Annotated in this window: 19 protein-coding genes; 6 read left to right on the top strand and 13 right to left on the bottom strand. The window is 65.8% G+C overall.

The features are described from left to right. Positions 1-118: 118 nt before the first annotated feature. Entirely contained in the window at positions 119-1,621 is a 1,503-nt protein-coding gene (locus CLD20_RS03115) for an NAD(P)H-hydrate dehydratase (RefSeq protein ID WP_224405141.1), read from the bottom strand. Between the two features lie 177 nt (positions 1,622-1,798). Between CLD20_RS03115 and CLD20_RS03110 the strand changes: the two genes are divergently transcribed. The 3 genes from CLD20_RS03110 (at position 1,799) to parE (ending at position 6,293) form a co-directional block, all read left to right on the top strand. Beyond that, on the top strand, positions 1,799-2,137 hold the full coding sequence (locus CLD20_RS03110) for a P-II family nitrogen regulator (protein WP_224405140.1): 339 nt from the start codon (positions 1,799-1,801) through the stop codon (positions 2,135-2,137). A 69-nt stretch (positions 2,138-2,206) separates the two neighbouring features. After that, a complete protein-coding gene (glnA, locus tag CLD20_RS03105) occupies positions 2,207-3,616 on the top strand; it encodes a type I glutamate--ammonia ligase (protein ID WP_224405139.1) in 1,410 nt (469 codons plus the stop codon). 631 nt (positions 3,617-4,247) lie between these two features. Continuing rightward, positions 4,248-6,293 (top strand): DNA topoisomerase IV subunit B, encoded by a 2,046-nt coding sequence (parE, locus tag CLD20_RS03100; RefSeq protein ID WP_224405138.1) that lies wholly within the window; start codon positions 4,248-4,250, stop codon positions 6,291-6,293. Between the two features lie 124 nt (positions 6,294-6,417). Here parE and CLD20_RS03095 read toward each other — a convergent pair whose 3' ends face one another. From CLD20_RS03095 to CLD20_RS03085, 3 genes are all read right to left on the bottom strand, one after another. Continuing rightward, on the bottom strand, positions 6,418-7,146 hold the full coding sequence (locus CLD20_RS03095; protein ID WP_224405137.1) for an outer membrane protein: 729 nt from the start codon (positions 7,144-7,146) through the stop codon (positions 6,418-6,420). Positions 7,147-7,436: 290 nt separating this feature from the next. Next, positions 7,437-8,156: an outer membrane protein gene (locus CLD20_RS03090; RefSeq protein WP_224405136.1), complete on the bottom strand. Its 720-nt coding sequence runs from the start codon at positions 8,154-8,156 to the stop codon at positions 7,437-7,439. Between the two features lie 303 nt (positions 8,157-8,459). Continuing rightward, entirely contained in the window at positions 8,460-9,197 is a 738-nt protein-coding gene (locus tag CLD20_RS03085) for an outer membrane protein (RefSeq protein WP_224405135.1), read from the bottom strand. Positions 9,198-9,621: 424 nt separating this feature from the next. Between CLD20_RS03085 and CLD20_RS03080 the strand changes: the two genes are divergently transcribed. Then, positions 9,622-11,175, top strand: coding sequence for a DEAD/DEAH box helicase (locus tag CLD20_RS03080; RefSeq protein ID WP_224405134.1), 1,554 nt, complete (start codon positions 9,622-9,624; stop codon positions 11,173-11,175). Positions 11,176-11,243: 68 nt separating this feature from the next. On the opposite strand, the gene sufA is transcribed toward CLD20_RS03080, so the two are convergent. From sufA to CLD20_RS03045, 7 genes are all read right to left on the bottom strand, one after another. Then, on the bottom strand, positions 11,244-11,633 hold the full coding sequence (gene sufA / locus CLD20_RS03075) for a Fe-S cluster assembly scaffold SufA (protein WP_224405133.1): 390 nt from the start codon (positions 11,631-11,633) through the stop codon (positions 11,244-11,246). Positions 11,634-11,722: 89 nt separating this feature from the next. Then, positions 11,723-12,172, bottom strand: coding sequence for an SUF system Fe-S cluster assembly protein (locus tag CLD20_RS03070; protein ID WP_224405132.1), 450 nt, complete (start codon positions 12,170-12,172; stop codon positions 11,723-11,725). Positions 12,173-12,199: 27 nt separating this feature from the next. Further along, positions 12,200-13,453, bottom strand: coding sequence for a cysteine desulfurase (locus CLD20_RS03065; protein WP_224405131.1), 1,254 nt, complete (start codon positions 13,451-13,453; stop codon positions 12,200-12,202). A 35-nt stretch (positions 13,454-13,488) separates the two neighbouring features. Continuing rightward, on the bottom strand, positions 13,489-14,817 hold the full coding sequence (gene sufD / locus CLD20_RS03060; protein WP_224405130.1) for a Fe-S cluster assembly protein SufD: 1,329 nt from the start codon (positions 14,815-14,817) through the stop codon (positions 13,489-13,491). Continuing rightward, a complete protein-coding gene (gene sufC, locus CLD20_RS03055) occupies positions 14,817-15,569 on the bottom strand; it encodes a Fe-S cluster assembly ATPase SufC (RefSeq protein WP_224405129.1) in 753 nt (250 codons plus the stop codon). The genes sufD and sufC overlap by 1 nt, the downstream gene beginning before the upstream one ends. Positions 15,570-15,655: 86 nt before the next feature. Continuing rightward, positions 15,656-17,194: a Fe-S cluster assembly protein SufB gene (gene sufB, locus CLD20_RS03050; RefSeq protein ID WP_224405128.1), complete on the bottom strand. Its 1,539-nt coding sequence runs from the start codon at positions 17,192-17,194 to the stop codon at positions 15,656-15,658. Positions 17,195-17,214: 20 nt separating this feature from the next. After that, on the bottom strand, positions 17,215-18,351 hold the full coding sequence (locus tag CLD20_RS03045) for a cysteine desulfurase family protein (protein WP_224405127.1): 1,137 nt from the start codon (positions 18,349-18,351) through the stop codon (positions 17,215-17,217). Between the two features lie 173 nt (positions 18,352-18,524). Between CLD20_RS03045 and CLD20_RS03040 the strand changes: the two genes are divergently transcribed. Beyond that, positions 18,525-19,175 carry an alpha/beta hydrolase gene (locus CLD20_RS03040; RefSeq protein ID WP_224405126.1) on the top strand — a complete coding sequence of 217 codons (651 nt, stop codon included), beginning with the start codon at positions 18,525-18,527 and terminating at the stop codon, positions 19,173-19,175. Between the two features lie 46 nt (positions 19,176-19,221). Here the strand turns inward: CLD20_RS03040 and CLD20_RS03035 are convergent, their stop codons facing one another. Both CLD20_RS03035 and CLD20_RS03030 read right to left on the bottom strand, forming a co-directional pair. Then, positions 19,222-21,669, bottom strand: coding sequence for a bifunctional diguanylate cyclase/phosphodiesterase (locus CLD20_RS03035; protein ID WP_224405125.1), 2,448 nt, complete (start codon positions 21,667-21,669; stop codon positions 19,222-19,224). A gap of 61 nt (positions 21,670-21,730) precedes the next feature. After that, on the bottom strand, positions 21,731-22,849 hold the full coding sequence (locus tag CLD20_RS03030) for an anhydro-N-acetylmuramic acid kinase (RefSeq protein ID WP_370636786.1): 1,119 nt from the start codon (positions 22,847-22,849) through the stop codon (positions 21,731-21,733). A gap of 69 nt (positions 22,850-22,918) precedes the next feature. Between CLD20_RS03030 and tyrS the strand changes: the two genes are divergently transcribed. Then, positions 22,919-24,172, top strand: a complete 1,254-nt coding sequence (gene tyrS / locus CLD20_RS03025; protein WP_224405124.1) for a tyrosine--tRNA ligase — start codon at positions 22,919-22,921, stop codon at positions 24,170-24,172. Positions 24,173-24,196: the final 24 nt, after the last annotated feature.

The following is a 24,196-nucleotide window of genomic DNA, read 5'->3' as shown; positions in this document are numbered from 1 at the left end:
GGATGGATGGCCTCATGCGCATCCGACAGCTCCTGCGGCCTTTCATAGCGTAAACTGCCGCTTAACGACATCCCTGAGTCAGCCCGTGGTTAATTTGAGAGCAGAACCCCGACTCGCCTCAGGGTTGCAGACCGCCAAGAACCGGCGGCAGCAAATCCGCCAGATCCTCCGATATGAGGCCGGGTCCAAAACGGCGCGCGGCCTCTGCGTGCATCCAGACTGCGGCCGAGGCGGCCTCGAAGGCCGGCACGCGCTGGGCGGCGAGCCCGGTCACCATGCCGGCAAGAACATCGCCCGTGCCCGCCGTCGCGAGCCAGGGCGAGCCGTTCTCGTTGATCGAGGCCCACCCGTCTGGCGCGGCGATGACCGTATCGGCGCCCTTGAGCACCACAATGGCGCCTGCCCGCTCGGCGGCGGCGCGTGCCTTGGCCACCTTGTCGGCATCTGGCGAGAGATCCGGGAAAAGCCGGGAGAACTCTCCGGCATGCGGCGTCAGGAAGACCGGCGCCGAGCGCGCCCGCGCGGCGCCGAACAGCAATTCGGCCTTGCCGGCGAAACTGGAGATCGCGTCGGCGTCGAGGATGACGGCCGCCTTGCTCTCAAGGCAGGCCAGAACCTTCCGGCGCGTCTCCTCGCTGATGCCGGCGCCCGGGCCGATCAGCACGGCATTAAGGCGCGCGTCGGAGAGGAGGCTCGCGAGCTCGGCGGCATCGGCCGCTGGCTTGATCATGACGGCGGTGAGGTGTGCGGCAAGCTCCGGCATCGCCTCCGGCGTGGCGGCGACACTGACGAGACCGGCGCCGATCCGGAGTGCCGCGCGGGCTGCAAGCCTTGCCGCGCCCGTCTGGTGGGCGGGACCGGAGACGACGACGGCATGGCCCCGGGAATATTTATGGCCGGACGGTTCGGGCCAGCGCAGCGTCTCGCGCCAGAGCGGCGGCTCGTTGGCATGGAGGCGGATTTCGAGTGAGCCGAGGGCGTCGTCCGGAATTTCGATATCGGCCAGCGCAAGGCGCCCACAATGCTCGCGGCCCGGCAGAAGGAGATGGCCCGGCTTCCTGCGAAAAAAGGTGACGCTCGCGGCGGCGCGGATCGCGGCGCCTTTTGTCTCGCCCGTCCTGCCGTCGATGCCGCTCGGCAGATCGACGGCAAGCACCGGAACGCCGCAGGCGTTGACGGCCTCGACGAGGGCCGCGACATCGCCCTCAAGCGGCCGCGCGAGCCCCGCTCCGAACAGCGCATCGATGATGAGATCGGCCGAAAGGACGATGCCCGAATGAAGAGGCTCGACTTCCCCTTCCCAGCGCGAGGCAGCGATCGCGGCGTCGCCGGCAAGCCTCGCGCGCGATCCGAGGAGAGCGAGACGCACACGATATCCCCGCCTGGCGAGAAGGCGCGCGGCGACGAAGCCGTCGCCGCCATTGTTACCCGGCCCGGCCAGAACGATGACACGTCCGGCAAATGGACACAGCTCGCCCGCGCGGTCGGCCACGGCGAGGCCGGCATTCTCCATCAGTTCGATGCCCGCAATTCCGCCATCGATTGCCGCATGATCGGCCGCCCCCATTTCGTCCGGAGTCAAAAGGGTGAGGATAGCGGCACCATTGGGTTGTTCATTCATTGTGCAAATGCCCTATTGTTAGGCGCACTGCCGGCGCGGAATTGGACGCAGGCCGCGCCTCCGCCGCCCCAGACTTTCTCTCTCGGCCCCTCCATTCGTGCAGCGAGCTGGCATGCTTCCTGCTGAGGGGCGGTGGGAGCGAAGACGACGCTCACGGCCCTGGGAGTTTCCCGCGATATGAAGAAGATCGAAGCGATCATCAAACCGTTCAAACTCGACGAGGTGAAGGAGGCGCTGCAGGAAGTAGGATTACAGGGTATCACAGTGACAGAGGCCAAGGGGTTCGGCCGCCAGAAGGGCCATACGGAGCTCTATCGCGGCGCGGAATATGTCGTCGACTTCCTGCCCAAGGTGAAAGTGGAAGTGGTCCTGCCCGACGATCTCGTCGAGCGCGCGGTGGACGCGATCCGCAATGCTGCGCAGACCGGCCGCATCGGCGACGGGAAGATTTTCATCTCCAATGTCGAGGAAGCCATCCGCATTCGCACCGGTGAGACCGGCGCCGAAGCCATCTAGGATCAACGGCCGTTCCGGCCGGACCCACCTCCCTCTGATTTCTGCCCATTCGAATAGAAGGTGACACTCATGAGCAATGCTTCCGATGTCCTGAAGATGATCAAGGACAACGATGTGAAATATGTCGACCTGCGCTTTACCGATCCGCGCGGGAAGATGCAGCACGTGACGATGGATGTCTCGATCGTCGACGAGGACATGTTTGCCGAAGGCGTCATGTTCGACGGCTCCTCCATCGCCGGCTGGAAGGCCATCAACGAAAGCGACATGACGCTGATGCCGGACCCGGAGACGGCCGTCATCGACCCGTTCTTCGCGCAGCCGACCCTCGCCGTCTTCTGCGACATCCTCGAGCCGTCCACGGGCGAGCCCTACAACCGCGACCCGCGCACGACCGCCAAGAAGGCCCTCGCCTACCTGCAGTCGACCGGTGTGGGCGACACCGCCTTCTTCGGTCCCGAGGCCGAGTTCTTCATCTTCGACGACGTGCGCTTCTCGGCGACCCCCTACAACACCGGCTTCATGCTCGACTCCATCGAGCTGCCGACCAACCAGTGGACCGAGTACGAGGGTGGCAATATGGGCCACCGCGTGCGCACCAAGGGTGGCTACTTCCCGGTGCCGCCGATCGATTCGGCGCAGGACCTGCGCTCCGACATGCTGATGTACATGGCGGAGATGGGCGTCGACGTCGAAAAGCACCATCACGAGGTCGGCTCCGCCCAGCATGAGCTCGGCATGAAGTTCGACACGCTCGTGCGCGTCGCCGACAAGCTGCAGATCTACAAATACTGCATCCATCAGGCGGCCGCCGCCTACGGCAAGACGGCGACCTTCATGCCGAAGCCGGTCTTCGGCGACAACGGCACGGGCATGCATTGCCACCAGTCCATCTGGAAGGACGGCAACCCGGTTTTCGCCGGCAACCAGTACGCCGACCTGTCGGAGGAGTGCCTGTTCTACATCGGCGGCATCCTGAAGCACGCCAAGGCGCTCAACGCCTTCACCAACCCGACCACCAACTCCTACAAGCGTCTGGTCCCGGGCTACGAGGCTCCGGTGCTGCTCGCCTATTCGGCGCGCAATCGCTCCGCCTCCTGCCGTATCCCCTACACCAACTCGCCGAAGGCGAAGCGCATGGAGATCCGTTTCCCGGACCCGGCGGCGAACCCGTATCTCGCCTTCTCCGCCATGCTGATGGCCGGCCTCGACGGTATCAAGAACCGGATCCATCCGGGCGACCCGATGGACAAGGACCTCTACGATCTGCCGCCGGAGGAGCTGAAGGACATCCCGACCGTGTGCGGTTCGCTGCGTGAAGCAATCTCTTCGCTGGAAGCCGATCACGAGTTCCTGACGGCCGGTGGCGTCTTCGACGAAGATCAGATCGAGGCCTATCTCGACCTGCTGCGCGAGCAGAACATCCGCTACGAGCAGACCCCGCATCCGATCGAATTCGAGATGTACTACTCGGTGTAAGCGGCGCGGGCTCCGGCCCGCTCCCGACCGATCACTTCCGAGGGGAGGCCTGCGTGCCTCCCCTTTTCTTTTGCGGCGTGCCCTGCCCCATACCGACGAATGATGCGGGGAACGAGAGCCCCGGGCGAGCGCCGGTAAGCCCCATGGCATGCCGTCGAGGAGAATCGGCCGCACCCTGCCGCGCTGCTGGCGCAAGCCTGACACCAGCCACGCTGTGGACAGGCCGCGTTTTTCGGTCGCTGTGTCGGCATGCCCACAGCCTCGCGACAGCTCATGCAGTAGACTTCAGGCGTTGGGCGGTGGCCGACTAGGATCCATGCGCGCACCCGAAAAGGCCTTCATTGCCCTGTCGGCTACCCCCTATCGCCCTCCCGAATCAGGCGACCTTTTTTGCCGGTTTTGCCGGACTCGGGAGGCTCCGTTTCAATGCCGGCCAGTGCCAGCGGCCGGCATGTATGTCCCTGCCCCGCGCTTGATGGCGCGCTGCGCCTCCGGGAAAGGGAGGAGACGGCGAGTGGCGACGGGCCCTTGCCCGGCCGTCCCCAATCCTCCACCTCAAGGGCGATAAAGTCGCAGGAGAAGCGATAGCGTGGCAACATCGGGGCCTGATTCGAATCGAGGCGGAAGCGCAATGGAACGAGCCGACGACCTATTCTCGGGTCGGCCGCAAGGTGAGGTCCGCGAGGAGACCCCTCGGCCGGCCACGGCAAAGCGCAAGGCGGCAAAGCCCGCCGAGATCGCCGGGGGAAACTATTCGGCCGCCGAGATCGAGGTGCTGGAGGGCCTGGAGCCGGTACGCCGGCGGCCGGGCATGTATATCGGCGGCACCGACGAAAAGGCGATGCACCACCTCTTCGCCGAGGTGATCGACAATTCGATGGACGAGGCCGTCGCCGGCCATGCCAGCTTCATCGAGGTCTCGCTCGACGCCGAGGGCTATCTCACCGTCTCCGACAACGGCCGCGGCATCCCGGTCGACAAGCACCCGAAATTCCCGGACCGCTCCGCGCTCGAAGTCATCATGACGACGCTGCATGCGGGCGGAAAGTTCAACTCCAAGGTCTATGAGACCTCCGGTGGCCTGCATGGCGTCGGCGTTTCCGTCGTCAACGCGCTGGCCGAGCGCCTCGAAGTGGAGGTGGCGCGCAACAGGCGTCTCTACCGGCAGGAATTTGCCCGCGGCACGCCGCTCGGGCCTCTGCAGGAAGTCGGCGAGGCGCCGAACCGGCGCGGCACCCGCATCCGCTTTCGGCCCGATCCGGACATCTTCGGGGCCCGCGCCGTCTTCGAGCCCGATCGCATCCTGCGCATGGCACGCTCAAAGGCCTATCTCTTCGGCGGCGTGGAGATTCGCTGGTCCTGCGATCCGGCGATCATCGCACCCAAGAGCGAAGTGCCGGAAAAGGCCGTTTTTCGATTCCCCGGGGGCCTGCGCGATTATCTCGACACCCAGCTCGTCGGTGAGACCCGTATCGGCGAGATCTTCTCCGGCCGGACGGAGAATCACGGCGGCCACGGCGCCGTCGAATGGGCGATTTCCTGGTTCGCCGGCGACGGCTTCCTGCGCTCCTATTGCAATACCGTGCCGACACCGGAGGGCGGCACGCACGAGGCGGGCTTGCGAACCGCCCTCACCCGCTCCCTCAAGGCGCATGGCGAGCTCACCGGCAACAAGCGCGCCGCGGCGATCAATTCCGACGACGTGATGACCTCGCTCGGCGGCATGCTGTCGGTCTTCATCCGCGAGCCGGAATTCGTCGGCCAGACCAAGGACCGGCTGGCTTCGAACGAAGCCTCGCGCATCGTCGACAACGCCATTCGCGATGCGTTCGATCATTTTCTCGCCGCTTCGCCGAACCAGGCCGCCCAGCTTCTCGACTGGGTGGTCGACCGGGCCGAGGAGCGGCTGCGCCGCCGCCGCGAGAAGGAGATCTCGCGCAAGAGCGCCACCCGCAAGCTCCGCCTGCCCGGCAAGCTCGCCGACTGCACGGCCTCGGACCGGGAAGATACCGAGCTCTTCATCGTGGAGGGCGATTCGGCCGGCGGCTCGGCCAAGCAGGCGCGCAACCGGCGCACCCAGGCGATCCTGCCCCTCAGAGGCAAGATCCTCAACGTGGCGAGCGCCGGGCGCGAGAAGCTCTCGCAGAACCAGCAGCTCTCCGACCTCATCCAGGCGCTCGGCTGCGGCACGGGCGCCAAGTACCGCGACGAGGATCTTCGCTACGGCAAGATCATCATCATGACGGATGCCGATGTGGACGGCGCCCATATCGCCTCGCTGCTGATCACCTTCCTCTTCCGCGAAATGCCCGAGGCGATCCGGCGGGGCCATGTCTATCTCGCCGTGCCGCCCCTCTTCCGGCTCTCGCAGGGGGGCAAGGTGCTGTATGCGCGCGACGACCGGCACCGCGAGGAGCTGCTGCAGAGCGAGTTCTCCGTCCGCGGCAAGGTGGAGGTCAGCCGCTTCAAGGGCCTCGGCGAGATGATGCCGGCGCAGCTGAAAGAGACGACGATGGATCCCGCCCGGCGCACCCTCTTGAAGGTGGTCGTCCTGGAAGAGGACGCGGCGGCTGCCCGCGATGCCGTCGCCTCGCTGATGGGCAACAAGCCGGAAGCGCGCTTCGCCTTCATCCAGGACCGCGCCGCCTTCGCTTCCGACGAACTCATCGACGTCTGAAATCTGCCAGAATGGACGACAGGGCCGGCTGCCCTCACCTCCCGCCCCGGTCGTTCCGCGCACAAAAAAAGCCGGCGGCCGAAGCCGCCGGCTCTCCACCAACCCGAAGGCTGGCTTTATCTGACTAGTAGCCCATGACGCCGCCGGCGGGGCCGCCGAAGCGCCAGTTCACGCCCACCGTGAAGGTGTCCATGTCGCTGTCGAAGGTCGCCGTGGAGCCATCGCCGTAGGTGATGCGCTTGTCGTCCAGCCAATAGTGCCGGTACTCGCCGGAGATCGAGACATTGTCCGTCACGGCCACTTCCAGACCGCCGCCCAGCGTCCAACCGAAATCGCCATCGTCGTCCTTGGCCGCAAGGCCACCGGCCGGATAGCTGTTGGTGTTCTGGTAGTCGACATAGGCAACGCCGCCCAGGAGATAGGGCATGAAGCGGTCCATGCCGGCGCCGACGCGCGCGGTCATGGTCGCCATCCAGTCGGCCTCCTGGCCGTTGGTCACGACGCCGTTGCTGCCATTGCCGTCGACGTCAAGCCAGCTGACATCGCCATGGATGCCGACGACGGCCCAGTTCCACTGATAGTCGTAGCCGGCGCCCAGGCCGAGAATCCAGCCATCGGCGTCGAAGTCGAGACTGCCGGCGGCCGGGGTGGTGACATAGCTGTACGCGCTGTCGACGTTCGACCAGCCATAGCCGCCCTGCAGGCCGACATATCCGCCGGTCCAATTGTATCCGGGCGCGGAGACCGGAGCCGCCGGCGCCGCCGGTGCGGGCTCATAGCTGGGCAGGTCGGCGGCCATGGCCGTGCTGCCGAGAAGGGCGAGCGCGGCGGTCGAGATCAGGGTGCTACGCATGTACGTCTGCATTGAAAGCCTCTTTCTGGTTCTGAGACGGTGATCATCTAGCACGCCTGCAGGGGTGCGGCTGTGACCCGAAAAACACATCACATTTTAGGCTAATTTCCGCCCGTAATTCACTGTTTATTAAGAAGAATTAATGGGGCCAGTTATTCGCAGAACCATGCGGTGTCGCGCTATCCGCGCGCCCTCATCGACGCCATCCGGCGCCGGAAATGTGGACAAAAAAAGACCGGCGGCAGAGCCGCCGGTCGAGCAATTTCCGGGTTTGAAACCGGGATTTGCGGTCAGTAGTTGGACATCGCCGAGCCGCCGAAGCGCCAGTTCACACCGACCGTGAAGGCGTCCATGTCCGTGTCGAACTTGGCGGTCGAACCGTTGGCATAAGCGATGTTCTTGTCGTCGAACCAGTAGTGGCGGTACTCGCCGGTGACGGAGATGTTGTCCGTCACGGCCACTTCCAGGCCGGCGCCGAGCGTCCAGCCAAAGTCGCCATCGTCATCCGACGCCGTGAGCCCTGCCACGCCGTACGTGTTGTTGTGCTCGTAGTCGACATAGGCAACACCGCCGAGGAGGTAGGGATGGAAGCGGTCGATGCCTGCACCGACGCGCGCCGTCAGGCTGGCAAGCCAATTGGCTTCCATGCCGTTGACGACCGTCGTGCCGCCGGTGCCGTTGCCGTCGACGTCCAGCCAGTTGATGTCGCCCTGCAGGCCGAGGACGGCCCAGTTCCACTGATAGTCGTAGCCGGCGCGTGCGCCGAGCGTCCAGCCGTCCGAGTCGAAATCGAAGCTGCCGGCCGGACCGCCAACGGGTGCGAAGTTATAGTCGGTCTCGACGCTCGACCAGGCCCAGCCGGTCTGAAGGCCGACGTAGCCGCCGGTCCAGTTGTACATCGGGGCAGCGACGGCTGCGACCGGGGCCGGCTCGTAGGTCGGCAGATCGGCCGCGAAGGCCGCGCCGCCCGACAGAACCAGCGCCGAAGTCGCCAGAAGGATCTTTCTCATTTCAAACTCCATCGTGGGAAACTGAGAAGTACCTATCAGTCCCGCACGGCCGCGTCTGTCACAAGCATGCAACACAGCGGAAAAAGAGTACGGTAACGTTTTATTAATTAGCCGGCACCGCAATGCCGGCGGCCGGAGCGCGAACGCGCTCCAGCCACGGCACTCCTGGCAATCGGGGATCGGGGATCGGGGATCGGGGAGCGCAAGACAAGAGACGGGCCGCGCGAGAGCAAGTGGAATTCCGCGCACAAAAAAACCGGCGGCCAAGGCCGCCGGCTGCAAGTCGGACCGGTGTCAGAAAGTTCAGTAGTTGGCCATCACCGGGCCGGCCGGGCCGCCGAAGCGCCAGTTCACGCCGACCATGAAGGTGTCGAGATCCGGATCGACATTGATGCGCTGGTTGGCGATACCGCCCGTCGCCGGGAAGGTCAGGTTCTCGTCGTTGAACCAGTAGTGGCGATACTCGCCGGAGACCGAGATGTTGTCGGTCACCGCGATCTCGATGCCCGCGCCCAGGGTCCAGCCGAAGGCGTCGCCCCCCCGCTTCACGCTCGCACCCGCCGTGGCGAGCTTGTAGTCGTAGTCGTAGTAGGCGAAACCACCGAGAACATATGGGTGGAAGCGGTCCATGCCGGCACCCAGGCGAGCCGTGACCGACGCCAGCCAGTTGCCCTCGAAGCTGTCGGTGACGCCGCCGAAGCCACCGTCATTGCCGGTGATGTCGGCCCAGTTGATGTCGCCGCGGATACCGACGACGGCCCAGTTCCACTGATAATCGTAGCCGGCGAGGATGCCGAGGAGCCACCCATCGGCGCTGTAGTCCGGCTGCCCCGTGAAGGCACCGAAGGGGGCCGTATCGAAGGCGTTGCCGATATCGGACCAGCCGTAGCCACCCTGCGCGCCGACATAGCCGCCGGTCCAGTTATAGGTCGGCGCAGCAACAGGTGACATCGGGGCCGGCTCATAGGTCGGCAGGTCCGCGGCCATCGCGGCGGTGCCGAGCATCGCAAAAGCCGCCGTAGAAAGCAGAATCGTCCGCATCAATTCCTCCATCAGGCATACCGTCTAGGTTGAGAAATGGTTACCAGAGCCGTGGGTTTGTGTCTGTCTCCCGTCTGCAACACCGCGCGGGAACCGCATGTCAGACGCGGGAAAAAGATGCTTACCAAGTTGTTTACGTGGTTCTCTGCGGCATCGCCGACCCGCTTCCAGCGCCGGGAACGAGGGCTATACCCTGCGTTGAGCCAGCCAAATGCCCTACATCAACCTGAAATCGGCGGCGGAACCGATCCACCTTTCCCACCTCGGCCGATCAGAAAAGAGGAGTCACCCCCTCCGGAATGGCCGTTTTGCCATTTTCGGTGTGTGCTGAAGCCGTTGCTTGACACATGTCGCATGGAACCTATGTTGCCCGTGGCGTACAAAGCCCGGCGTCGATCCCTTTCCGGCGGGCGTGAAATTTTCCATGAGCTTCGATCAACTCGGTCTCAGTGATAAGGTCTTGCAGGCCGTCAATGCCGTTGGCTATGCGGATCCGACGCCTATTCAGGCGCAGGCCATCCCGCATGTGATGAACGGCCGCGACGTTCTCGGCCTTGCCCAAACGGGTACTGGAAAGACCGCATCCTTCGTTTTGCCGATGCTGACCCTTCTCGAGAGGGGCCGGGCACGGGCGCGCATGCCGCGCACACTTATTCTCGAACCGACTCGCGAGCTTGCCGCACAGGTGGAAGACAATTTCCGCCGCTATGGTGCGAATCACAAGCTCACGGTGGCTCTCCTCATCGGCGGCATCTCCTTCGACGAGCAGGACCGCAAGCTGACGCGGGGCGCGGATGTCCTCATCGCGACGCCGGGCCGCCTGCTTGACCATTTCGAGCGGGGACGACTGCTTCTCACCGGTGTCGAGATCCTCGTCATCGACGAGGCGGACCGTATGCTCGACATGGGCTTCATCCCCGATATCGAGCGAATCGTCGGCCTGATCACGGCGACCCGCAAGCCGCAGACGCTGCTCTTCTCCGCGACGATGCCTGGCGAGATCGCCCATCTTGCGAAGAAGTTCATGACGGACCCGGAGCGGGTCGAGGTCTCGCGGCCCTCCTCGACGGCAGAGAACGTCGCCCAGTTCAGGGTCGCCACCGGGCGCAAGCCGCACGAAAAGCGTGTCACCTTGCGCGCCCTCATCGACCGGGCAAAAGACCTCACCAACGCGATCATCTTCTGCAACCGCAAGCGGGACGTGGCGACGCTTTATCGCTCTCTCGCGCGCCACGGCTATTCGGCCGGTTCGCTGCACGGTGACATGGACCAGCACGCTCGTCTGGCAACGCTGGAATCCTTCCGCGACAACCGAATCAGCCTGCTCGTGGCTTCCGACGTCGCCGCGCGCGGCCTCGATATTCCTGCGGTCAGTCACATCTTCAATTTCGACGTGCCGACCCATGCGGAGGACTATGTCCACCGGATCGGGCGTACAGGCCGAGCCGGACGCAAAGGCGAGTCCTACACGCTCGTCACGCCGGAAGAGAAAAAGTACCTCTCCTCGATCGAGAAGCTGATCGAGCGCGAGATCGTGCCGCTGGAGGGCTTCGAGGCTCCCGTCGACGACGATCCGGTGGAAGAGGATCAGCGTCGCCGCCGCTCGCGCCGCTCCGGCAGGGACGGCGAACGTTCAGGCTCGCGGGGCCGCGGCAAGGACGCGGCGGGCGACGAGAAGCCGGCCCGCGGCGGCAGGGGCGAGCGGACAGAGAAGAAGCCGGAAGCCGAAAAGAGCGCCGAACCTGAAAAGACGGCGGCGGCTGAGGGCGAAAAGAGCGAGAAGCGCGCCCGGCCCGAGCGCGAGGACAAGCGCGAGCGCGGCGCCAAGCCCGACCAGGCCGGAAAGTCCGAGCAGAGCGGCAAGTCCGAGCGCGGAGGCCGTGGCAAGCCCAGCCGCCAGCGCGAGGAAGAGGCCGTCGGTTTCGGCGATCACGTGCCGGCTTTCCTGTTGCAGCCGGTCAGGATTGGCGGGCAGTAAGCCGCTACGAAAACGGGGCCCTCGGGCCCCGCACAAATCTTCACATCATCACATCGACGTCGGGCGCCTCAGGCGCCCGCCTGATGCTGGTAGGCGGAAAGATCTGCCGCCGACAGCTCGACCGACTCGCCGCAACCGCAGGCGGAGGTCTGGTTCGGATTGCGGAAGACGAAACCGGTCCTCAGTTTCGTCATCTCGAAATCCATCTCCGTGCCGAGCAGGAAAAGTGTCGCTGACGGGTCGATGAAGACCTTGGCGCCCTCGCCTGCCTCGACGACGTCATCGGCACCGTCGACCTCGTTCACGAGGTCAATCGTATATTCCATGCCGGCGCAGCCGCCCTTCTTGATGCCGACGCGAATGCCGGCCGCGCCGTCCTGCGCGTTTTCGACGATCGCGCGCACGCGCGCCGACGCTGCGTCCGTCAGGGTCAGAACCTGGAATCCGGTAAAAGCCATAGCGCTAATGTAAGCCTCTTGAAGTCAGATTTCTAGCGCGGGAGGCCCGATAGGGACCTGTCGCACAGGCTGTCGCCCTGCAAAGCGCCCTACCACCAGCCGATCGCGACCTTCGCCTCGTCCGACATACGCTCGGGTGTCCAGGGCGGGTCGAAGACCATGTGCGCGGTAGCGCCGGAGACACCCTCCACCGATGCGACCGCATTCTCGACCCATATCGGCATCTCGCCCGCGACCGGACAACCGGGCGCCGTCAGCGTCATGTCGATATTGACGTGCCGCCCGTCGTCGATATCGACTTTGTAGATGAGGCCGAGCTCGTAGATGTCGGCCGGAATCTCCGGGTCGAAGACGGTCTTCAACGCCGACACGATATCGCGGCTGAGGCGTTCCACCTCTTCCGGCGCAATCGCGGCCGCCTCGAACGCGGGCGAGTTGGGCCCCTCCTCGGCTTCGGGCGCAGCTGGTTCGGGGGCAGCGGCCTCGGGGGCCTGCGTGCCCGCACCCAACGTCTCGTCTTTGGCTGTGGCTTCGTCCATCGATCGTTTCCTTGAGCGCAAAGCGCCTTAGGCGAAGAAGGTCTGCGCCTTCATCAGCGCCTGTGCGAGTTTATCGACTTCTGCTGTCGTATTATAGAGGCCGAAAGACGCACGACAGGTGGCAGTGGTGCCGAATCGCGCAAGCAGAGGCTGTGCGCAGTGGGTTCCGGCGCGTACCGCGACACCCTCCCGGTCGATGATCATCGAGACGTCGTGCGGGTGCGTGCCCTCCAGGTTGAACGAGACAATCGCTCCCTTGCCTGGCGCGTTGCCGTAAATCCTGAGGGAATTGATCTCCGAAAGGCGCTCGTGGGCGTAGTCCTTCAGCTCCGCCTCGTGGGCGGAGATCGCGGCGCGGCCGAGGCTGTCCATGTAGCGCAGCCCGGCGGCAAGGCCGATCGCCTGGACGATCGGCGGCGTGCCGGCCTCGAACTTGTGCGGGGGATCTCCGTAGGTGACCCCGTCCTCGGTCACGTCCTTGATCATCTCGCCGCCGCCCAGGAAGGGTGGCATCTTCTCCAGCCATTCGCGCCTGGCCCAGAGGGCGCCGATGCCGGTCGGCCCATAGGTCTTGTGGCCGGTGAAAACGTAGAAATCGCAACCGAGATCCTGCACGTCGACGGGAAGGTGGACTGCGGCCTGGCTGCCGTCGACGAGCACCGGGATGCCCCGCTCATGGGCGATGCGGCATACCTCTTTCACGGGGACCACCGTGCCGGTCACGTTGGACAGGTGGGTCACCGCGACGATCCGGGTGCGCTCGGTCAAAAGCTGCTCGAAGGCTTCGAGATCGAAGCTGTCATCCTCGGCGAGCGGCACCCAGCGGATGACGGCGCCGGCGCGTTCGCGGTGGTAGTTCCACGGCACGATGTTGGAATGGTGCTCCATGATGGAGAGCACGATCTCGTCGCCCTCGCCGATCGCCATCCGGCCAAAGGACGCCGCGACGAGATTGATGGATTCAGTCGCGGAGCGCGTGAAGATGATCTCGTCCACGGAGGGAGCGTTGAGGAAGGCGCGCACGGCCTCGCGGGCATCCTCATAGGCTTCCGTCGCCGCGTTGGAGAGGAAGTGAAGGCCTCGATGGACGTTGGAATAGGTGTTCGTATAGGCGTTCGTCACCGCGTCGATGACGGCCTGTGGCTTCTGGGCCGAGGCGCCGTTGTCGAGATAGACGAGAGGCTTGCCGTAGACTTCCCGCGCCAGAGCGGGGAAATCCGCGCGCACCCTTTCCACGTCGTATCCGGCCGGCACGGCCAGAGCGGCTTCATTGGTCGGCATCGCTTCGCTCCCCATCCGCTTCAGGGCCGCGCCCCTCAGCGGACCTCGCTTGCGAGAGAGAGCCAGCGGCGCGTGCGCGCCTCCAGCGCCTCGATGACATCCTCGTCGGCGATCTCCTCGATGGCTTCCGCCAGGAAGGCGTGGACGAGAAGCCGCTCCGCCTCCTCCATGGGCACGCCGCGCGAGCGCATGAAGAAAAGCATCTCCTCGTCGATCTGGCCGCAGGTGGCGCCATGGCCGCAAACGACGTCGTCGGCGAAGATCTCCAGCTCCGGCTTGTTGTCGAATTCGGCGCTCTCAGAGAGGAGCAGCGCCTGGCTCATCATCTTGCCTTCGGTCTTCTGGGCGTCGCGCCAGACATTGATACGGCCCTGGAAGACACCCTTCGCCTCGTCGTCGATCGCCGCCTTGAAGAATTCCTGGCTGGTGCACTCCGGCACTGCGTGGTCGACGATCAGCGTCGTGTCGAGATGCTGGCGGCCGCGGGCGATGGTGGCGCCGCGAATGCCGGCGCTGGCCCCCTCCCCGTCGAAGATGAGGCGGATCTCGGCGCGCGCCACGGCGCTGCCCGCGGCAAACAGGAACGGGTCGAAGACGGCGTCCGCATCGACGCGCGGCAGGTCGAGGCCGAGATGGACGGCCTTGTTGCCCTCCTCCTGCGCCTTCACCCACTTCACCTTCGCGCCCTTGCCGATCCGCACATCGGTGACGGCGTTGGTGTGGTAGGCGACGTCGTCGGGGCCGACATAGGATTGCAGGATGACCGCCTCGGCGCCGTCGCCGACGCTCACCTGGTGGCGAAGCGTCTGCAGGCCCGGCTCGGCGCCGGCGTAGACGGTGACGATCTCCAGCGGCCGCGCGAGCTTCGCCCCCTCCCGAATGCGGAGGACGGCGCCGTCGGTGACGAATGCGCCGTTCAGCGCAAGGACCGGAGCCTCCGCTTCGTCTGCCTGATCCGTGGCAACCAACAGGGCGCCGCCGCCGGCCAGGAAGCGACCGAAGGAGGCGAATTCGACGTCCTCCTCCAGCCCCTTCAGATCCGAAAGAGCCGGCAGGAACTGGCCGTTGACGAAGACGATGCGGGCGCGATCGATGCCGGCGAAGACATCGGCGCGGGCGAGCGCCTCCTCAGCCGCCTGCGGAGAGGCGGGCGATGCCGGCGGCGGCGCGTCGCTCATCAGGGCGCGCAGATCGGTGTACTTCCAGTCCTCGACGCGGCGATGCGGCAGGCCCTTCTCCATGAAGGCGTCGAAAGCCTGCGAGCGCATCTCGTGGACGGCATCGTCGGAGGCGAGCGCGGCGAAGTTTCTCGCCAGCGCCTCCTCGGCGCGGGTGCGCGTGCGTGTGCGTTCGGCCCCGGCCATCATGCCGCCTCCACGTATTCGGCGTAGCCGTTCTCCTCCAGCTCCAGCGCCAGTTCGCGTCCGCCGGACTTCACGATGCGGCCGCGCGACATGACGTGCACATGGTCCGGGACGATGTATTCCAGCAGGCGCTGGTAGTGGGTGATGACGATGATGGAACGCTCCGGCGAGCGCATGCGGTTGACGCCGTCGGCGACGATCCTGAGCGCATCGATGTCGAGGCCGGAATCGGTCTCGTCCATGACGCAGAGCGAGGGCGCCAGGAGCGCCATCTGCAGGATCTCGTTGCGCTTCTTCTCGCCGCCGGAAAAGCCCACGTTCAAGGGACGCTTGAGCATGTCTGGCGTGATGTTGAGCGCACCGGCCAGCTCGCGGACCTGGCGCATGAAATCGGGCGTCGTCAGCTCCGGCTCGCCGCGCGCCCGGCGCTGGGCGTTCATGGCCGTCTTCAGGAAGGTCATTGTGCCGACGCCGGGGATCTCGATCGGGTACTGGAAGGCCAGGAACACGCCGGCCGCGGCGCGCTCGTCCGGCTCCATCTCCAGAAGGTCCTCGCCCTTGTAGGTGATCGAGCCGTCGGTGACGTCGTAATCCTCCTTGCCGGCGAGGATGTAGGAGAGGGTCGACTTGCCGGAGCCGTTCGGCCCCATGATGGCATGGACCTCGCCGGGGCCGACCTTGAGGGAGAGACCGCGCAGGATCTCGGTGTCGTCTTCCGCCACCTTGGCGTGCAAATTGTCGATCTCGAGCATCGTTTGACTCGTTCCCGTTCTGATTCCGTTGTCGGGCGCAGTGCCCGGAAATGCTTCAGTTTTTCGCCCTGACCGGGCGCGCCGGACTAGCCGACGCTGCCTTCCAGCGAGATGCCGATCAGGCGCTGCGTCTCGGCCATGAACTCCATCGGGAGCTTCTGGATGACCTCACGGGCAAAGCCGTTGACGATGAGCGCCACCGCCTCCTCCTCGCTCATGCCGCGCTGCAGGCAGTAGAACATCTGATCGTCGGAGATCTTCGAGGTCGTCGCCTCGTGCTCGAACACCGCCGAGGCGTTCTTCGATTCGATGTAGGGCACGGTGTGGGCGCCGCATTTGCCGCCGATGAGGAGCGAATCGCACTGGGTGAAGTTGCGCGCGCCCGACGCCTTGCGATGCGCCGAGACGAGGCCCCGATAGGTGTTGTTCGACAGGCCCGCGGAGATGCCCTTGGAGATGATCCGGCTCTTCGTGTTCTTGCCGAGATGGATCATCTTGGTGCCGGAATCGATCTGCTGGTGGCCGTTGGAGATGGCGATGGAATAGAACTCGCCCTCCGAATTGTCGCCGCGCAGGATGCAGGACGGGTACTTCCAGGTGATGGCGGAGCCCGTCTCCACCTGTGTCCAGGAGATCTTGGAGTTCTTTCCGCGGCAATCGCCGCGCTTCGTCACGAAGTTGTAGACGCCGCCCTTGCCCTCCTTGTCGCCCGGATACCAGTTCTGGACGGTGGAGTACTTGATCTCCGCATCGTCGAGCGCGATGAGCTCGACGACCGCGGCGTGGAGCTGGTTCTCGTCGCGCATCGGCGCCGTGCAGCCTTCCAGATAGGAGACGTAAGAGCCCTCGTCGGCGATGATGAGGGTGCGCTCGAACTGGCCGGTATTGCGCTCGTTGATGCGGAAATAGGTGGACAGCTCCATCGGGCAGCGCACGCCCTTCGGCACGTAGACGAAGGAACCGTCGGAAAAGACCGCCGAATTGAGCGTGGCGAAGAAATTGTCGGTGATCGGCACGACCGAGCCGAGATACTTCCTCACGAGGTCCGGATATTCGCGGATCGCCTCGGAGATCGGCATGAAGATGACGCCGGCCTTGGCGAGCTCCTTCTTGAAGGTCGTGGCGACGGAAACGGAATCGAAGACGGCGTCGACGGCAACCTGGCGGGTTCCCTCCGCGGCAGGCGCATCGGAATCATCGTCGGAATCGGCGTCGGAATCGGCGGCCTCCACGGCCGGACGAACGCCGGCGAGAATCTCCTGTTCCCGCAGGGGAATGCCGAGCTTTTCGTAGGTGCGCAGGATCTCCGGATCGACCTCGTCGAGCGAGTTCGGGCCGCTCATCGATTTGGGGGCCGAATAGTAATAGAGGTCCTGATAGTCGATCTTCGGGTACTTCACCCGCGCCCAGCTCGGCTCCTTCATGGTGAGCCAGCGCTCAAAGGCCTGAAGGCGCCATTCGGTCATCCACTCCGGCTCGCCCTTCTTGGCCGAGATGAAGCGGACGGTGCTCTCGTCGAGCCCCTTGGGAGCGCGGTCGGATTCGATGAACGTCTCGAAGCCGTACTTGTACTTGTCGACGTCAATTTCCTTGACCTGCTCGATGGTCTCCTGAACGGCTGGCATTCAGTTCTCCTTTGTTGTTCTCAAGCCGCCCGGCCCGGAACCATCCGATGATGGATCGCCCGCCAGACGTCAAGAAACCGGTCGATGTCCGCCTCGGCGACATCCCACGGCAAGCTGACCCTGATGCCCGCGCCGGCCGGGAAGCCCATGGCCGTCAGCACATGGCTTTCCGCCACTTTGCCTGACGAGCACGCCGAGCCGGAGGACACACTGACGCCCTCCAGATCGAAGGCAATCACGGCTGTCTCGCTCGCGACGCCGGGCACCGCAAAAAGAACGGTGTTGGGAAGCCTCTCAACGCCTTCACCGGCAAAGATCGTGCCAATTCCGGCGGAGCGCAGTCCCACCTCGAGACGGTCCCGAAGCATCGCGATCCGGTTCCTCTCCGCCAGATGGTGCATCGCCTCGCGCGCTGCAACACCAAATCCGACTATAGCGGGCAGGTTTTCGGTCCCGGCGCGGCGGCGCTTCTCCTGTCCGCCTCCCTTCATCAGGGGAACGGGGAAGAGATCCTCGCGGGCGGCGACAAGCGCCCCGGCGCCCTGCGGGCCGCCGATCTTGTGCGAGGAAAGAAGCAGGAGATCGGCCCCGAGAGAGGGAAGCGAAACCGGTATCCGGCCGCCGGCCTGCACCGCGTCGCAAACGATAAGGCCGCCAAATTCATGGACGATCGCGGCCGCTTCGGCGACCGGCTGAAGCACGCCGGTCTCGTTGTTGGCGAGCATCAGCGCAAGGCGCGGGAGCCCGCCCTCCTCCCGATCCGCAGCGAGCATCGACGAAAGCGCGGCAAGGTCGACGACGCCGCGCGGATCGACCGGGACCTGGCGGATTCTGTCGCGCGAAAAGCTCCCGCCGGCGATGACGCAGGGATGCTCGACCGCGCTCACATAAAGGCGCTCGTCGGGATCCCGGGGCGTCAGAGCCCAGTTCGCGGCCTCTGTCGCATTGCCGACAAAGGCGACATTGGCGGAAACGGCCCCGACAAGGGCGGCCACCTCCTCGCGCGCGCCGTCGATCAACGCCTTGGCGTGTCGCCCTTCTTCATGGACCGAGGAGGCGTTGCCCGGAAAGTCGAGGGCGGCGAGCATGGCAGCTCGCGCGTCGGGGCGCAGCGGCTCCGTCGCATTCGCGTCCAGATAGGTCCTGTCGCGCCTCATGCCTGCCCCTGACGGCACACCGCTTTGTCCTTGCACCGGCCCGAACACATAGTGTTTAGATACCGGCCCGCCACGGCGGTGGCCACACGTCACTCTTTTGAATAGTTCCAAACTAGTTTGTAGGGAGGGGCCGCGGCCGTGTCAAGAATCCTCCCGACGAGAGTCATATAACCATGCCAGAGGTCATTTTCCCCGGTCCTGACGGACGCCTTGAAGGGCGCTACCAGCCGGGCAAGTCCAAGACGGCGCCGATCGGAATCGTGCTGCATCCGCATCCGCGCTTCGGCGGCACGATGAACAACCAGATCGTCTACCGTCTCTTCTACATGTTCCAGGAGCGCGGCTTCACCGCCCTGCGCTTCAATTTCCGCGGGGTCGGAAGGAGCCAGGGCTATTTCGACCACGGGGTCGGCGAGCTCTCGGACGCCGCAGCGGCGCTCGACTGGGTCCAGACGATGCATCCGGATGCGCGCGGCGTGTGGATCGCCGGCTTTTCCTTCGGCGCCTGGATCGGGATGCAGCTCCTGATGCGCCGGCCGGAAGCGGAGGGCTTCATGTCGATCGCCCCGCAGCCGAACATCTACGATTTTTCCTTCCTCGCCCCCTGCCCTTCCTCGGGCCTGATCATCCACGGCGAGGCCGACCGGGTGGCACCGCCGGAGGCGGTCCAGACGCTGGTCGACAAGCTGAAGTCGCAGAAGGGCATCGTGATCGAGCAGGAAACCGTGAAGGGTGCCAACCACTTCTTCGAGGGCCAGGTGGACGACCTGATCGGCAGCTGCACGGGCTATCTGGAACGCCGGCTCGCCGAGGTGGAAGCCTAAAGCCTTTTGTCGAAGCGGGCGGCCCTGCCGCCCGCCTGCCGTATCCTCAGGCCGCGCGGGTCTGGCGCTGCGCCGCGCCATCCGCGGGCGCCTCGGCGGTGGGCGCCTTGGTGGCGGGCGCCTGGGCTTCGGCAGCCTTCGCCTTGGAGCGCTTCTGCGCCTCGCGCGTGCCGACGCGGATATCCTTGGCGATGATGGCCGGCACTTCCTCCTTGGGGACCGGCCATCCGAAGAGGAAGCCCTGGACGTGGGCGCAATCGTTGGTGAGCAGGAAATGGGCCTGCTCGGCGCTTTCCACGCCCTCGGCGATGACCTTCAGATTGAGCGACTTGCCGAGCATGACGATGGAGCGCAGGAGCCGCTCCACATGCCGGCCCGCGCCCACGCCGTGGACGAAGGAGCGATCGATCTTGATGCCGTCGAAGGCGAAGCGCCACAGATAGGACAGGCTGGAATAGCCCGTGCCGAAATCGTCCATCACCAGGCCGACGCCGAGCTTCTTGATCTCGCGCAGCTGCGACAGGACGCGGTTGGAGCTTTCCAGGAGCAGACCCTCGGTGATCTCCACCTCGAGACGCTCCGGCTTCATGCCGCTCGCCCGCAGCGTCGTCTTGATGAGGTTCGGCAGGTTGCCCTTCTTGAACTGCGCCGGCGACAGATTGACGGCGAGCGACAGGGTTTCCGGCCACAGGCTGGCGGTGCGGCAGGCCTCGCGCATGATCCATTCGCCGAGCGGCTCGATCAGTCCCGTCTCCTCCGCGACCGGAATGAACTCGGCCGGTGAGACGACGCCGCGCTCGGGATGCTTGAGGCGCAAAAGTGCCTCGAAGCCGGTCAGCCGGCGGGTGTTCAGATCGTATTGCGGCTGAAAGTAAAGGACGAACCATTTTTCGCGGAAGGCGCGGCGCAGGATCGCCTGCATCTCCAGACGGCCCTGCATCGAGGAGGTCAGCTCGGAGGTGAAGACGGCGACGTCGTTCCGGCCGCCAGCCTTGACCTTGTTGAGCGCGAGGTCGGCGTTCTTCAGAAGCTCGATGGCCGTGTCGCCATGCTCCGGAGAGACCGCGATGCCGATGGAAGCGCTGGCGACCACCTCCTCCTCCGCCTCGCCGAGGCGATAGAGGCCGTTCAGCACAGAACCGATCCGCCGCCCGTGGATCTCGGCGTATTTGACGCCGCCGGCCTGCGTCTGGATCACGGCGTATTCGTCGCCGCCGAGACGGGCGACATGCTCGGGCTTGTCGACAAGGTCGCGCAGCCGCTCGGCCACCTGCTTCAGGAACTCGTCGCCCGCCATATGGCCGTGCGTGTCATTGATCTCCTTGAAGCGGTCGATGTCGATATAGTGGAGCGCCAGGCGCTGGCCCTGCTCCGTATGGCGCCGTATCTCGCCTTCCAGCGTCTGCATGAACTGGTCGCGGTTCGACAGCGACGTCAGCGTATCGTGGTCGCTGACATAGGCGAGGCGCTCGGCCACGTCGCGCTTCTGCTTGGTGCGCAGGAGCAGGCTGACGGCGGGGATGGAAAAGCCCACCATCGCCATGGTGAGGATGATGCCGACAATGCCGGTCAGCCACTGCCAGAAGACATCGCGCTGCGCCGTCTGGTCGACGAAGAGCGCCAGGAAGCCGGAGGGCTCGCCGCCCGCGCCCGCGACCGGCAGCAGCGTCTCGCTATAGAAGGCCGGCAGGCGCGTGCCGTCGGTCGAGAAAGATCTCCAGAAGGGTTCGCCGGCATCGGCGCCCTCGACATAGGCCCTGGCGGCAGGATCCTCGAGCGGCTGCGGGTCGGCCATGTCTTCGTCCGCGCGCAGCACCCGAACAGTGTCGCCGCTCCGGTCGCGAAGCTCGACGCGGAAGACGTCTTCCATGGAAAGGACGCTTCTGAGCGCCGTTTCCTGGCTTTCGGGAAGCTCACCCCTGCCGATGGGCGTGCCGGACAGGCTGCCGGCCAGGAAGCGCGCACGTTCGACCGCCTGGCTGCGGGCGTTGGCCTCAAAGAGCCTTTCGGCCTGATAGTAGACCAGCGAGGCCGTGGCGATGGCGGTGCACAGGCCGACGACGAGGACGAGAACGGAGATGGCGCGATCGCCTTCCGTCGTGCGGCGCTTGCGCCGAAGCTTCGGGGCCTTCTTCTTGCCGCGCCGGGTCTCCTCTTCCGGCTCTTCCGGGAGGATCTCGTCGGGCAGCTCGGGATCGGCATCATGAATGTCGGCAAGCGCCGGCGGGTTCTCCGGCGCATCGATGCCCGGCTGATCCCAGACGTCATCGCCCGGAGTGGATGCCTCGGATTGGGCGGCGACGTCGGCATGACCGGCGGACTTGCCGGACGACTTGCCGGACGACTTGCCGGACGACTTGCCGGACGACTTGCCGGACGACTTGCCGGACACTGCGGCGAGGCGCGCCTGCGCCCTTTCCTCGGCGGTCCGTTCCTCTTCCGTCTTCTCAGGCGCCTTCGACTTCCCCGAAAACGGCAGCTTTATCATACGCATACGCAGCTGGCCCAAATTCACCTATGGGCATCAATCTTGCATGCAAAGGTTTTCGCCGAGGTTAACCGGCCATGGCGGGCCGGCTGACGCGGCCACCGGGGAGCGGCCGGCGCACGCCGGTGGTGCCGGGACAGGTAAGCGGCAGGCCGGCTTCGACGCGCGCGGCGAGGAAGGCGAAGGCCTGCGCCTCGATCGCATCGCCATCGAGGCCGAAATCCTCCGCCGGCGCGACCTCGGCCGGCGCCAGGGCCTCGGCGAGGAGGCGCATCAGCCCGCCATTGCGACGCCCGCCGCCGCAGACGACGAAGAGCGCCGGCATGACGGGAAATAGCTCCGCGCCCCTGGCGACGGCCGCGGCCGAGAAGGCGGCGAGCGTGGCGGCCGCATCCTCGGTCGAAAGCGCCTTGGCCGCGGAGAGATCGAAGCCGTCGCGGTCGAGCGATTTGGGCGCCGGACGGGCGAAATAGGCATGGCGCAGCCAGCCGTCGACGAGATCGCGGCGCGGCGCGCCCCTGGCGGTCAGGGCGCCGTCCTCGTCGTAGCCCTTGCCGAGGCGCTCGGAGAGGAGGTCGTCGATGGGCGCGTTGGCCGGGCCCGTATCGAAGGCGATGAGCGCGCCGTCCTCGCCGACGAAGGTGAGATTGCCGACGCCGCCGAGATTGAGGAAGGCGACCGGCAGGCTGCGGGAAAGGCGCGTGGCGAGGGCCTGGTGGTAGACGGGCACCAGCGGCGCGCCCTCGCCGCCCGCCGCGACATCGGCGCTGCGGAAATCCCAGGCGACGGGCCGGCCGAGGCGGCGGGCGAGCCCCTCGCCGTCGCCGAGCTGGAGGGTGACGCCGCGCTCGGGCGCGTGAAAGACGGTCTGGCCGTGAAAGCCGACGATGTCGAGCATCGCCAGCGGCATGCCGGCCTCCGACAGGTAGCGGCGGATCGCCGCCTCGTGGGCGCGGGTGACGGCTTCCTCGGCCTCGGCGATCGCCGGATCGGCGCGCGCGCCCCCGTCGCGCCGGGCGGCGGCCATGGCGCGCCTGAGGAGAGCCCGGTCCGCCTCGGCGAGCGGCAGGGTGGCGGCGGGGCCGATCTCCTCGATGGCGCGGCCGTCGGTCTTGACGAGCGCCACGTCGACGCCGTCCATGGAGGTGCCGCTGATGACGCCGAGGGCGGTCAGAATTTTCGCCACTGTCTTCGCTCTCCGGGCTCCTTGGTGCTAAGGGAGCCCCCGCATATCATCATCCGGCCCGCAGATCCCATGTCCAGCTTCAAATCCGACTTCCTCCACACGCTCCAGGAGCGGGGCTTCATCCACCAGATCTCCGACCCGGAGGGGCTCGACGCGCTCCTGTCGAAGGAGATGGTGAGCGCCTATATCGGCTTCGACTGCACGGCGCCGAGCCTGCATGCCGGCAGCCTGGTGCAGATCATGATGCTGCACTGGCTGCAGCAGACGGGGCACCGGCCGGTGGCGCTGATGGGCGGCGGCACGACCCGGATCGGCGATCCGTCGGGCAAGGACGAGAGCCGGCGCATCCTCTCGCCGGAAGAGATCGACACCAACAAGGCGGGCATCCGCAAGGCCTTTGCGGGGCTGCTGCGCTTCGGTGAGGAGGGCAACGACGCGCTGATGCCGGACAACGCCGAATGGCTGCTCACCCTCAACTGGATCGACGTGCTGCGCGAGGTGGGCCGGCACTTTTCCGTCAACCAGATGATCCAGCGCGATTCGGTGCGGCTGCGGCTGGAGCGGGAGCACCACCTCTCCTTCCTGGAATTCAACTACATGGTCCTGCAGGCCTATGACTTCGTGGAGCTCTACCGCCGCCACGGCGTGCGCCTGCAGATGGGCGGCTCCGACCAGTGGGGCAACATCGTCTCCGGCGTCGATCTCGGCCGGCGGCTGGAGCAGGTGGAGATGTTCGCGCTGACGACGCCGCTCCTGACGACGGCGACGGGCGCGAAGATGGGCAAAACGGCCGAGGGCGCCGTCTGGCTCAATCCGGAGATGCTTTCGGCCTACGAGTACTGGCAGTTCTGGCGCAACGCCGCCGACGCCGATGTCGGGCGCTTCCTGAAGCTCTTCACCATCCTGCCGATGGACGAGATCGCCCGGCTGGAGGCGCTCGGCGGCTCGGAGATCAACGAGGCGAAGAAGGTGCTGGCGACGGAGGCGACGGCCCTCCTGCACGGGCGCGAGGCGGCGCTGGCGGCCGGCGACACGGCGCGGCGCACCTTCGAGGCCGGCGAGAGCGGCGAGGCGCTGCCGACCGTCGAGGTGCCCCGGGCGGAGCTGGAAGCAGGGATCGGCGTGCTGGCCGCCTTCGTGAAAGCAGGGCTCGCAGGCTCCAACGGCGAAGTGCGGCGCCTCATCCGCGGCGGGGGCGTCAAGGTCAACGACGCGGCGGTCAGCGACGAGCGCGCCGTGCTCGGCCTTGCCGACCTCGGCGAAGACGGCGCGATCAAGCTCTCCAGCGGACGCAAGCGCCACGCCCTGCTGCGCGCCTCCTAGGAGGAGGAAGGCTACGAGCGCTAG

The organism is Afifella sp. IM 167 (assembly GCF_020144925.1).
In the GTDB taxonomy this organism is placed as follows: domain Bacteria; phylum Pseudomonadota; class Alphaproteobacteria; order Rhizobiales; family Afifellaceae; genus Afifella.
This window is presented reverse-complemented; position numbering and strand designations above follow the sequence as displayed.